Here is an 11,665-nt window from a genome sequence, read left to right as displayed (position 1 = left end):
CTTAGGCCTCCTCCCCGTGGCTATCAGCGAGTCGGAACCCATCGACCGAGCGTCCGCCAGCGTGGCCGGCCCGGATCGCCTGGCCACCACCCCGCCGCGGCCCGAGGGAGCGTGGGTGGCCCCGCCGGGCGCCGGCCAGGAGGAGGGAACGGCCGGTGAGGGGCGGCGGGGCCACCACGTCACTTGCCGCCCTGGCCCTCCTGCTCGGCCTCGGCGCCCTTGTCGGCCTTGCCCTCCGGGCCGCCCTTGTCGCCGCCCTTGCCGTGGTGGCCGGGCATGCCGTCGTGGCCGCGCTTGCCCGGGCCCGGGAACACGCCCGCCTCGGCGGCCTTGAGCACCGCGTCGGCCTGCTCCTGGGTGAGCTTGCCGTCGGTGACGGCCTGGTCCAGGCGCTCCTTCAGCGCGGCCTGCCGGTCCTCGGTCGAGGGCCGCTCCGGCCGCTCCGGGCGGTCGCCCTGGCGCTGCTCGTGCAGCTTCTCCAGCGCCGCGGTGACCTTGTCGGCCGGGACGCCCAGCTCCTTGGCGAGCGCCTCGGCGAACTCGGCCTGCCGGTCGGCGTGCTTCTGGCGGCGGTCGTCACCCTGGTCGGTGGTGCTGGCGCTGGAGGACGGCTTCGGGCTCTTGTCGTCGGCGAGCGCCACCGTCGGGGCGGCGATCCCGACGCCGAGCACGCCGGCAGCGGCCAGGCCGGCCAGCAGGTGCTTCTTCGACATCGTGCGGATCATGCGATTCTCCTGTTCGGTGGTGGTGCGATGACGTCACCGACAGTGGTCGCCGGAACTGAGGGCCACCCGTGGCGAACCTGTCAGCGAGCTGGCAATCTCGCCCGGAAGGCCCGAATTATTCGTGTTGCCGGGGGCGGTGAGCGCCCGAGAGGCTGGGCGAAACCCGACGAAAGGCCACTCGATGACACAGCCCGCCATCCGCGAGATCCCGCTCACCGGGCCGGGCTCCGGGCCGTACTCGATCACGGTCGGGCCCGACGGCGCGCTCTGGCTGACGCTGGCCGGCTCCGGCGGCGTCGCCCGGCTCGGCCTCGACGGTGAGGTGCGGATCCACCGCGACGACCCGCCCGGCAGCCGTCCGCTGATCATCGTCGGCGGCCCCGACGGCGCACTCTGGTACACCCGCTCGGGCGACGACCGGCTGGGCCGGGTCACCGTCGACGGCGAGGCCGGCTCGGTGGCGCTGCCGCCCGGCTGCGGCCCCTGCGGGCTGGCGGTCGGCGCGGACGGCGCGCTCTGGTACGCCGGCATGAACGACGACACGGCCGGCCGGGTGACCGCCGCCGGGGAGGTGACCTCCTTCCCGCTGCCGGTGACGAAGGGCTTCCCGTCGATGCTCGCGGCCGGGCCGGACGACGCGCTCTGGCTCACGCTCAACCAGGCCGACGCGATCGCCCGGGTCGGCCTGGACGGGAGGGTCACAGTGCATCCGCTGCCCACCGAGGCGGCCGGGCCGGTCGGCATCACCCGGGGTGGCGACGGCGCGCTCTGGTTCGTGGAGATCGTCGCGGGGCAGATCGGGCGGATCACGCCGGACGGGCGGATCGACGAGTTCCCGTTGCCGGACCGGGCGGCCCGCCCGCACGCGATCGTCGCCGACCCGGCCGGCGGCTGCTGGTTCACCGAGTGGGGCGCCAACCGCATCGGCCACATCGACCCCGACGGCCACATCACCGGCCACGATCTGCCCACCCCCGCGTCGGAACCCCACGGCCTGACCGTCACCCCCGACGCCACCGTCTGGGCCGCCCTGGAGATCGGCGCCGTGGCCCACCTCACCCCGAGTCAGCATTGATCATGAGGTTGGCGGCAGTTGTGGATCTCTGAACTGCCGCCAACCTCATGATCGCCGGGCCTCGGCGTCAGCGGACGGCGGACGTCACAGTGAGGGTGCCGTCTGTGGCGTTCAGGACCGCGGGGGTGTTCACCGGGACGGTCAGCTGGCCGGGGCCGTGGCCGATCGGCAGGCCGCCGAGGACCGGCACGCCCAGGTCGCCCAGGCGGTCGGTGAGCACGTCCACGACTGTGGTGTCCCAGCCGTCCGCGCACTCGGTGAACTGACCCACAGCCACCCCGGCGATCCCGTCCAGCGCGCCGCAGCGGCGCAGGTGGGTGAGCATCCGGTCGATCTTGTACGGCGGCTCCTGCACCTCCTCGACCAGCAGGACCGCCCCGGTCAGGTCCGGCATGTCCGGCGTGCCGATCGACGCGGTGATCAGGCACAGGTTGCCGCCGATCAGCCGGCCCTCGGCCCGCCCGGGCACCCGCACCGGGTACGTCTCCTCCGCCTCGACCGCCGTCACCGTCACCGGCTCGGTGCTGGTCAGCGCGGCGTGCAGCGACTCCGCCGAGCGGATCGGCGTGCGCTCGTCGCGCCACGCCGCGCCCGGCCCGTGCACCCCGGCCAGCCGGGCGCCCCGCCAGAGCGCGAACTGCAACGCGGTGATGTCGGAGAAGCCGGCCACCACCTTCGGATCCCGGCGTACCGCCGCCATGTCGATCAGGTCGACCACCCGCTGCGCGCCGTAACCGCCCCGGGTGCAGATCACCCCGCGGATCTCCGGGTCGGCGAACGCCGCGTTCAGGTCCGCGGCCCGCAGCGCGTCGTCGCCGGCCAGATAACCCCGCCGGGCGTACGCGTTCGGCGCGGGCACCGGCCGCAGCCCCCAGCCGGTGAGCAGCTCGATGCCGCGGGCCACCCGCTCGGGACGGGTCGGCCCGGACGGGGACACCAGCATCACCGCGTCGCCGGGACGCAGAGCCGGTGGGCGCACGCAGTCGTCAGGCACGATCGCGAGCCTAGGGCCTGCCGGACCGGCCGGTGTCGTGCGCACCGGCTAGCCTCGACGTCGTGGCGACCGCGCTGGTGATCGAGAACGACCCGACCGACGACCTCCGCCGCCTGGGGGAGTGGCTCACCGAAGGGGGTCTTGAGCTGCGTGTGCTGCGTCCGCACGCCGGCGACGCGCTCCCCGCCGACCTGGAGGGATACGCCGCGCTCGTGGTGCTCGGCGGCGACCAGCAGGCCTACCCGGGGCCCGACGGCGCCCACGGCGCGCCCTGGTTCCCGGCGCTGGAAGGGCTGCTGCGCAAGGCCGTCCGCCAGCGCGTGCCCACGCTCGCCGTCTGCCTCGGCGCGCAACTGCTCGCCACCGCGCACGCCGGCCGGGTCGAGCGCAGCCCGTCCGGCCCGGAGGTCGGGCCGGCGCTCGTCGGGCGGCGCGACGCCGCCGAGGACGATCCCCTGTTCCGGTACGTGCCGTTGATGCCCGACGTGCTCCAGTGGCACGCCGACGAGATCACCGAGCTGCCGCACGGCGCGACGCTGCTCGCCGCGTCCACCCGCTACCCGCACCAGGCGTTCCGCCTCGGCGACCGGGCCTGGGGGTTGCAGTTCCACATCGAGTGCGACACCGCGATGATCGCCGAGTGGTCCCGCGACTCGGCCGTGCTGGCCGAGCTGGGCTACGACCCGGAGCTGGTGGTGGCCGCCTGCGACCGGGTGATGGCCGACGTCGAGGAGGCGTGGCAGCCGTTCGCGATCCGGTTCGCCGCGCTCGCGCTCGGCGAACTCGGCGACGACAACCCGCGCCGCAGCCTGCCGCTGCTCGGGGCCTGACGGTGACCCGGCCGGCCCGCGGGCGCCTGGCCCGCTACGGATTCGCCGAGGGTGACGGGGTCAGCCGGGCGGAGGACCTGCTCGGCCCGGACGGGCTCGCCCTGTGGCGGCCCGACACCCAGGAACCCGCCGACGAGCGCGCCGCCGAACTGCTCGCCGCGCTGTCCCGCGCCGCCGACCCGGACCTGGCCCTGCGCCAGTTGCACCGGCTGGTCGAGTCCGAGCGGCGCTCCGGCGACGAGGCGGCGATACGCGACGCCCTGGCCGCCGACGCCGGGCTGCGCCGCCGGCTGATCGCGGTGCTCGGCGCCTCCTCCGCGCTCGGTGACCATCTGGTCGCCAACCCCGGGCAGTGGGCGGTGCTGGCTACCGAGCCGGACGGGCTCGCCCCCGCCGCGGACGGCCGGCTCGACCTGGGCGTCGCCGCCCGGCTCACCACGATGACCGGCGCGGTCCCGCTGCTGCGGCAGGCGTACCGTCTTGCGCTGCTGCGCATCGCGGCGGCCGACCTGACCGGCGGGCGCGGCCTGGAGCAGACCATGGCGGCGCTGTCCGGGCTGGCCGACGCGACGCTGGCCGCCGCCTACGACATCGCCGCCGACGAGCTGCCCGACGGCACGCCGCGCCCCCGGCTGGCCGTGGTGGCGATGGGCAAGTGCGGTGGCGACGAGCTGAACTACGTCTCCGACGTCGACGTCATCTTCGTCGCCGCGGCCGACGACGATCTGCCCGCCGCGACCCAGGTCGCCACCCGGCTCATCCAGGTCTGCGGGCTGGTGGCCTGGCCGGTCGACGCGGCGCTGCGGCCGGAGGGCAACCGGGGTCCGCTGGTGCGTACGCTCGCCAGCCACCTCGCCTACTACAAGCGCTGGGCCCGCACCTGGGAGTTCCAGGCGCTGCTCAAGGCCCGCCCGGCCGCCGGGGACCTGGAGCTGGCAAAGGAGTGGACCGACGCGCTGGCTCCGCTCGTGTGGACCGCCGCCGAACGCCCCGAGGCGGTCGAGGACGTCCGGTCCATGCGCCGCAAGATCCTCGACAACGTGCCGCCGAAGGAGCTGGAACGCGAGATCAAGCGCGGGCCGGGCGGGCTGCGCGACATCGAGTTCGCCGTCCAGCTGCTCCAGCTCGTGCACGGCAGGGGCGACGAGTCGCTGCGGGTACCGGGCACCGTGCCGGCGCTGCGCGCGCTCGTCGCGGGCGGCTACGTGGGCCGCGCCGACGGGGAGGCGCTGCTGCGCGGCTACCGCTTCCTGCGCGCCGTCGAGCACCGGCTCCAGCTCCAGGCCCTGCGCCGTACCCACACCGTGCCGACCGAACCGGCCGCGCTGCGCTGGCTCGCCGCCGCGCTCGGCTACGTGGCCAGGCCGGGCCGCAGCGCCGTCGAGGAGTTCCGCGCCGAGTGGGTCACCCACGCCACCGAGGTACGCCGGCTGCACGCCAAACTGCTCTACCGGCCGCTGCTGGAATCCGTGGCCCGGGTGCCGGCCGAAGGGCTGCGCCTCACGCCCGAGGCGGCCCGGCACCGGCTGGAGGTGCTCGGCTTCGCCGACCCGGCCGGCGCCCTGCGGCACCTCCAGGCGCTCACCGGCGGGGTCAGCCGTACCGCGGCCATCCAGCGCACGCTGCTGCCGGTGCTGCTCGACGAGTTCGCCGACGCCCCCGAACCGGACCGCGGTCTGCTCAACTACCGGCAGGTGTCCGACAAGCTCGGCAGCACTCCGTGGTACCTGCGCCTGCTGCGCGACTCCGGCCCGGTGGCCCGCCGGCTGGCCCGGGTGCTGTCGTCCTCCCGGTACGCGGCCGACATGCTGGCCCGCGAACCGGAGGCGCTGCGGCTGCTCGCCGAGGACAGCGAACTGACCCCGCGTCCACGGGAGACGCTCGTCGAGGGCTTCGCCGCCGCCGCCGCCCGGCACGACGACCCGGTCGAGGCGATCCGGGCGGTCCGCGCGCTGCGCCGCCGGGAGCTGGTCCGGATCGCCGCCGCCGACGTGCTCAGCCGCGCCGGTTCGCTCGCCCCGCTCAACCCCCGTCCGGTCGGCGGCGGGGAACGCCGCCCCACAGTGGTGGACGTGACGGCGGTCGGCACCGCGCTGTCGCACGTCGCCGACGCCACGCTGGCCGCCGCGCTGCAAGCCGCCCGTACCGTCCACCCCGGACCGCCCGGCCTGCGCTTCGCGGTGATCGGCATGGGCCGGCTCGGCGGGTACGAGTCGAACTACCTGTCCGACGCCGACGTGCTGTTCGTCTACGACCCGCCGCCCGGGGTGGAGGAGAGCGCGGCGAGCGCCGCCGCGCACGCCATCGCCGAGGAACTGCGCCGGCTGCTGTCCGCGCCCGCCCCCGACCCGCCGCTCGGTGTCGACGCCGACCTGCGCCCGGAGGGCCGGCAGGGCCCGCTCGTCCGCAGCCTGGCCGCGTACGCGCAGTACTACGCGCGCTGGTCCCGGGTGTGGGAGGCGCAGGCGCTGCTGCGCGCCCGGCACGTCTGCGGTGACGCCGACCTGGGTGCCGAGTTCGAGGCGATGATCGAGCCGGTGCGCTACCCGGCCGAGGGGCTGACCCGCGAGCAGGTCATCGAGATCCGCCGGATCAAGGCGCGGGTCGAGACCGAGCGGCTGCCCCGCGGCGCCGACCCGGCCACCCACACCAAGCTGGGCCGGGGCGGGCTGGCCGACGTCGAGTGGGCGGTGCAGTTGCTCCAGCTCCGGTACGCCGGTCAGGTGCCCGCGCTGCGCGGCACCCGTACGCTCGACGCCCTTGCCGCCGCCCGCGACGCCGGCCTGCTCGATCCCACCGACGCCGCCGAGCTGGCCGCCGGCTGGACGCTCGCCGCCGAGGTACGGGACGCGCTGATGCTGGTACGCGGCCGGGCCGGGGACCAGTTGCCCCGGCACGGGGTGGAGCTGGCCGGCGTGGTGCGGCTGCTGGGGCGAGAGGACCAGGGCGAGTTCCTGGACGAGTACCTGCGCACCGGCCGCCACTCCCGCACAGTCGTCCAGCAAATCCTGGAGTCCCCCCTCTGACCCCGGCCCGCCCTCTCCCTCCCCACCTTCCCTCGGCGTCGATCTTGCACTTTCCGCCCCGGCGAATGGTACGAATCCGGCTTCCTGGGGGCCGCAACTTCAAGATCGACGGACAGGGGAGGGTGGTCACGGAGCGAGGCGGTCCGCCGGGAGATCTTGGAAGGGAACGGCCCTTATGGGGGCCGTTTTGTACCAAGATCTCTAGTCTGGGTCAGCTTGTGAGGGTGTAGGTGCCCGCTTGGGGGACCGTCACCGTGGTCCACTTGCCGTTCGGGGTGACCGTGGCTCCGTTGGAGGCGGTCAGCCAGCGGTCGTGGCGTACCCGGATCGGGACCGGGCCGGCGGCGGGGGCGCGGAACGTGATCGAGGCGCCGTCCTGGCGGACCAGCTCACCCGGTGCGCCGACCAGCGGGGTGGGGTCGGCCACCGCGTACAGCTTCCAGTGCCGGTCCGACCAGACCTCGGTCAGGTACGGCTGACCCAGCTCCACCAGTTTCGCCTCCGACCGTCCCACCCAGGAGAACTCGGCGTCGGGCACCGCCACGTACTGCACCGCGTTGTCGGCCAGCCAGTCCCGGTAGGTGACAGGGGTCAGCGGAACGCCGGTGCCGGACGCCCCGGGCACCGTGGTGAAGAACAGCGGGTTGCGGTCGATGTCGGCCTGGCGTAGCCAGCCCCGGGCCAGCGGCACGTCCCCCATGTGGGCCGCCTCCCAGTAGTTGCGGGTCGGCGGCACCTCCACCCGTCCGGTGAGCCCGCGCCGGTCCAGTTCCGCGCGCAGCGGCGCGAAGTACGCCGGGTCGGCCGTCGGGTCGTCGGCGCTGCGCAGGTCCGCGGTGACCACCGGCGGCTGCCACCAGCAGACGACCGCGAGCAGCGCGGCCAGCCCGAACGCGCTGAGAACCCGACGGAGTCGACGCTCTCCGGGTCGGCCCGTGCCACGCGGGCCGATGTCGGGACGGCCCTCGCTGTCCGGGCCCGCGCCGTCCCGGCCCGCGCCGAGTCGGCCTCCGAGGCGGTTCGCGGTGAGCCATGCGGGTGGCGTCGCGGCGGCGGCCAGCACCGGCAGCGCGAACATCACCACCAGGCGGGTGGCGTTCAGCCCGACCGGCGTGTGCAGCAGCGCCGACGCCAGCACTCCGGCCGCGGACAGCAACGCGCCCACCCGCACCGGCCGGTACGCCACGAGGGCCGCCACCACCAGGCTCGTCACCACGGCGTGCACTGTGTCGGCCGTGCTGATGTTCATCCAGCCGCCCTCGCCGAACAGCAGCCCGGTGACGGCGAGCGGTACGGCGGCCGGTACGGCGAGCAGCAGGCCGCCGGCGTACCGCCGGGTCAGCAGCAGCGCGACACCGGCGAGCCCGACGAACAGCCCAGCTACCGGGCTGGCCGCCGAGGCGAGCAGCGCGGCGAGGGCAGCGGCGACGGCCGCCCAGACGCTCCGGCCGCCACCGGCAGCGCCGGGACCGGCCGGCTCGGCAGCGGGATCAGCGGCGGCGGCGAGGCGGGTGCGGCGGGCGGGGATGGTGAGCGCCAGCAGCGCGGCCAGGCCGAACGCGACGCCGAGGGCGTAGGTGACCCGGCCGGAGACCAGGTTGCCGGCGATCGTGACCACGCCGACCAGGCTGCCCAGCAGCGGGCGGGGCACCCCGGTACGCACCAGCAGGGCGGCGAACGCGGTGGCGGAGGCGAGCAGGGCGAGCGCGCCGGTGAGGCGTACCCCGAGCAGCGCCATCAGCGGCGGCGAGACGAGGCTGTAGCCCCACGGGTGCACGCCGCCGTACCAGCGCAGGTCGACCAGGGCGGCACCGTGGTCGGCGAAGAAGCCGGCGCGGGCGACCTGCGCGGACAGGTCCGAGCCGGTGGCCGGCAGGATGAGCTGGAGCACGGCGAGGACGAGCGCGGACACGGCGGAGACCGCCACCACCCGACCGCCCCGCATGCCCACCTCCTGATCGCGAACCACCGTACTGGCAGCATGTCGGGCGTGTCTCACCACCTCTCGCGTTGGATCGGCCTGGCGGGCTCGGTGCTGCTCGCCGTGGCCGCGTTCCTCGGCGGCGCCCTGCCCGACGGCGAGTTGCGTCCCACCCCGGTCAGCATCTGGCAGGGCTCGAACGGGCCGCTGATCATCGGGTTGTGGCTGGTCGGCACCGGGCTGCTGGCGTGGGCCTGGTGGTCGCTGCGGGACCGGGTGCCGTCGTCCCGGTGGGTGCTGGTCACCGTCGCGCTCTGGCTGCTGCCGATGCTTGTCGCGCCGCCGCTGGGCAGCCGGGACGTGTACGCGTACGCGTGCCAGGGCGCCAGCTTCTCGGCCGGGATCAACCCCTACGAGCAGGGCGTCTCGGCGCTGCCCTGTCCCTGGCTGGACACCATCTCCTACATCTGGCGGGACACCCCGGCACCCTACGGGCCGCTGTTCGTGCTTCTCGCCGGCGCGGTGGTGGAGGCCACCGGCTCGCTGCTCGCCGCCGTCGCGCTGTTCCGGGTGCTCGCCGTGGCCGGCGTGGCGCTGACCGCGTGGGCGCTGCCGGTGCTGGCCCGCCGCTGCGGGGTGGCGCCGCGGCGCGCGCTCTGGCTGGCGCTGGCGAGCCCGCTGGTGCCCGTGCACCTGGTCTCCGGCGCGCACAACGACGCGCTGATGATCGGCCTGCTCGTGGCCGGGCTGGCGGTGGTCGCGGCCCGGCCGGGCCGGCCCGGACCGTTGCTCGCCGGTGGGGCGCTGCTCGGACTGGCCGCCGCCGTCAAGGTCACCGCGTTGGTGGTGATGCCGTTCGCCGCGCTGGCCGCGATCGTCGGGGCGTACCGGATCAGGACGCTGGTGCGCGACGGCGGGTGGGTGGTCGGCGGTTCGCTCGCGGCGCTCGCCGGGGTGACCGTCGTCTCCGGCCTGGGGCTGGGGTTCATCAGCGGCCTGGAACAGGGCGGGCTGGTGGTGGCCTGGACCTCGCCGCCGACGGCGGTGGGGCAGACCGTCGGCTACCTGCTGGCGCCGTTCGGGGTGCACGTCGACGCGCTGCCGGTGACCCGGGCGATCGGCATGGTGGTGCTGGTCGGGGTGCTGATCTGGCTCTGGTTCCGCTCGCTGCGTCGCGGTGAGCCGTTCTGGCACGCCGGGCTGGCGCTCACCGCCACCGTCGCGCTGTCCCCGCTGTTCCACCCCTGGTACTGGCTGTGGCCGCTGGCGGTGCTCGCCGCCACCGCGCACCGCACGCTGTGGTTCTCGATCGTCACTGTGGTGTCGTCGTTCCTGGTGCTGGCCGACGGCACCGGTCTGGCCCGGTACTCCAAGATGCCCGGTGCGCCGCTGATGACCCTGTTCGTGATCGGGGTGGTCGTGTGGTTGGTACGGTCGGCTCGCAAGGGTCGGCAGCCGGTTCCCGTGGACTGAGGAGTGTGCCGGTGAGCGAGCCCGACGGACCCGTCCGGCCGGTCGCCGCCGGTCTCGCCCGATACACCGGTTTCGCCGGTGCGGTGCTGCTCACAGTCGCCGGGTGGCTCGGCGGCGCGCTGCCCGGCACGCCCCCGCGCGGCACGCTCGCCGCGATCTGGGCCGCACCGCACGGGCCGGTGACGCTCGGCTGCTGGCTGGCCGGGACGCTGCTGCTGGTCGGCGCCTGGTGGTCGCTGCGGTGGGGCGCGCCGTCCGGCCGGTGGGCGTACCTGACGGCCGGGCTCTGGGCGCTGCCGCTGCTTGCCGCGCCGCCGCTGGGCAGCCGCGACGTCTACTCGTACGCCTGCCAGGGCTGGACGTGGACGCAGGGGCTCAGCCCGTACCGGGTGGGTGTCGCCGCGGCCGGCTGCCCGTGGACCGGGTCGGTGTCGCCGATCTGGCGGGACACCCCGGCGCCGTACGGGCCGTTCTTCGTGCTGCTGGCCGGGCTCGCCGTCCTCGCCGGTGGCGGCCTGATCGGGACGATAGTGGCGTTGCGGCTGGTCGCGGTGGCCGGGGTGCTGCTGGCCGCGCTGTGCCTGCCCGGCCTGGCCCGCGCCGCCGGGGTGCCCACCCGCCGGGCCGCCTGGCTGGTGCTCGCGTGCCCGCTCGTCGGGATCCACCTGGTCGCGGGCGCGCACAACGACGCGCTCGCGCTCGGGCTGCTGCTGCTCGGCCTGCTGGTGCTGGTCCGCCTGCCGGGCAGGCCACGCGCGTTGCTGGTGGCCGGCGTGCTGCTGGGCCTGGCCGTGGCGGTGAAGGCGGTAGCGGTCGTGGCGCTGCCGTTCGCGGCGCTCGCCGCCGTGCACGGCCGCTACACCTGGCGGGCGCTGCTGCGCGACGGCGGGCAGCTGGCCGCGTCGGTGCTCGGCACGCTGCTCGTCGTGTCGCTCGCCACCGGCCTCGGGCTGGGCTGGGTGGGAGGGCTCGGCCACAGCGGCGACTCGCAGCAGTGGACCTCCCCGCCCACGGCTGTCGGTTTCGTCATCGACTACGCCGGGGAGCTGGCCGGGCAGCGGCCACGGGCGGTGCCTGTGGTCCGGGCGGTCGCGCTGGTGCTGCTGGCCGGACTGCTGGTGGTGCTCTGGTGGCGGGCGTGGACGGCGCTGCGGCGGCTCAACGACGCCCGGCAGCGGGTGGCCCGGCTGACGCTGGCCCGGCACCGGGTGGCGCTGCTCGGCGCGGGGCTGGCGCTCGCCGCCACGGTGCTGCTCGCCCCGGTCTTCCACCCCTGGTACGCGATCTGGCCGCTGACAGTGCTCGCGGTAGCGGCGGTGCCGCTGGCCCGCCAGGTCTGGTTCGTGGCGCCCTGCGCTGTCGCCTCGGCGCTCACCCTGCCGGACGGATCCAACCTGGCCCGGTTCAGCAAGGCGCCGGGCGCGGTGCTGATGACGGTGCTGGTGGTGGTCGTCGCGGTGGCCGGCGTCCGGGCCGCGTTGCGCCGCCGTGCTTGATGAACGGCCGGGCCGGCTCCGCCATCGCGGCTCCCGAATAGATGGGCATCCGTCGTGTCGAGTCTCACCGCGGCGTTGCGGCGTGCTCAACGGTGAAATTGCCGTCCGGCCACGAGGGTGACCGC

Annotated in this window: 8 protein-coding genes; 5 read left to right on the top strand and 3 right to left on the bottom strand. The window is 75.3% G+C overall.

Going from position 1 to position 11,665, the window contains the following annotated elements; genetic code table 11:
* Window positions 1-179: 179 nt before the first annotated feature.
* Entirely contained in the window at window positions 180-725 is a 546-nt protein-coding gene (locus tag AB0B20_RS28975) for a hypothetical protein (RefSeq protein ID WP_357475094.1), read from the bottom strand.
* Between the two features lie 181 nt (window positions 726-906).
* On the opposite strand from AB0B20_RS28975, the gene AB0B20_RS28970 reads away from it, so the two are divergent.
* Window positions 907-1,800 (top strand): virginiamycin B lyase, encoded by an 894-nt coding sequence (locus AB0B20_RS28970; RefSeq protein ID WP_357380530.1) that lies wholly within the window; start codon window positions 907-909, stop codon window positions 1,798-1,800.
* A 67-nt stretch (window positions 1,801-1,867) separates the two neighbouring features.
* On the opposite strand, the gene AB0B20_RS28965 is transcribed toward AB0B20_RS28970, so the two are convergent.
* A complete protein-coding gene (locus AB0B20_RS28965; RefSeq protein WP_357381143.1) occupies window positions 1,868-2,797 on the bottom strand; it encodes an LD-carboxypeptidase in 930 nt (309 codons plus the stop codon).
* Window positions 2,798-2,856: 59 nt separating this feature from the next.
* Between AB0B20_RS28965 and AB0B20_RS28960 the strand changes: the two genes are divergently transcribed.
* A complete protein-coding gene (locus AB0B20_RS28960; RefSeq protein ID WP_357380532.1) occupies window positions 2,857-3,624 on the top strand; it encodes a type 1 glutamine amidotransferase in 768 nt (255 codons plus the stop codon).
* A gap of 2 nt (window positions 3,625-3,626) precedes the next feature.
* A complete protein-coding gene (locus AB0B20_RS28955) occupies window positions 3,627-6,650 on the top strand; it encodes a bifunctional [glutamine synthetase] adenylyltransferase/[glutamine synthetase]-adenylyl-L-tyrosine phosphorylase (protein ID WP_357475091.1) in 3,024 nt (1,007 codons plus the stop codon).
* 211 nt (window positions 6,651-6,861) lie between these two features.
* Here AB0B20_RS28955 and AB0B20_RS28950 read toward each other — a convergent pair whose 3' ends face one another.
* Window positions 6,862-8,595, bottom strand: coding sequence for a hypothetical protein (locus AB0B20_RS28950; protein WP_357475088.1), 1,734 nt, complete (start codon window positions 8,593-8,595; stop codon window positions 6,862-6,864).
* On the opposite strand from AB0B20_RS28950, the gene mptB (AB0B20_RS28945) reads away from it, so the two are divergent.
* Both mptB (AB0B20_RS28945) and mptB (AB0B20_RS28940) read left to right on the top strand, forming a co-directional pair.
* Window positions 8,494-10,044, top strand: a complete 1,551-nt coding sequence (gene mptB, locus AB0B20_RS28945) for a polyprenol phosphomannose-dependent alpha 1,6 mannosyltransferase MptB (protein ID WP_357475097.1) — start codon at window positions 8,494-8,496, stop codon at window positions 10,042-10,044. The genes AB0B20_RS28950 and mptB (AB0B20_RS28945) overlap by 102 nt on opposite strands.
* An 11-nt stretch (window positions 10,045-10,055) precedes the next feature.
* The gene (mptB, locus tag AB0B20_RS28940; RefSeq protein ID WP_357475085.1) at window positions 10,056-11,540 is read left to right on the top strand and encodes a polyprenol phosphomannose-dependent alpha 1,6 mannosyltransferase MptB; all 1,485 of its coding nucleotides are present in this window, start codon (window positions 10,056-10,058) and stop codon (window positions 11,538-11,540) included.
* Window positions 11,541-11,665: the final 125 nt, after the last annotated feature.

It is taken from the genome of Micromonospora sp. NPDC049151 (genome assembly GCF_040648395.1).
Classification (GTDB): Bacteria; Actinomycetota; Actinomycetes; order Mycobacteriales; family Micromonosporaceae; genus Micromonospora.
Note: the sequence above shows the minus strand (reverse complement) of the source record. Positions and strands in the feature narration are given on the sequence as shown.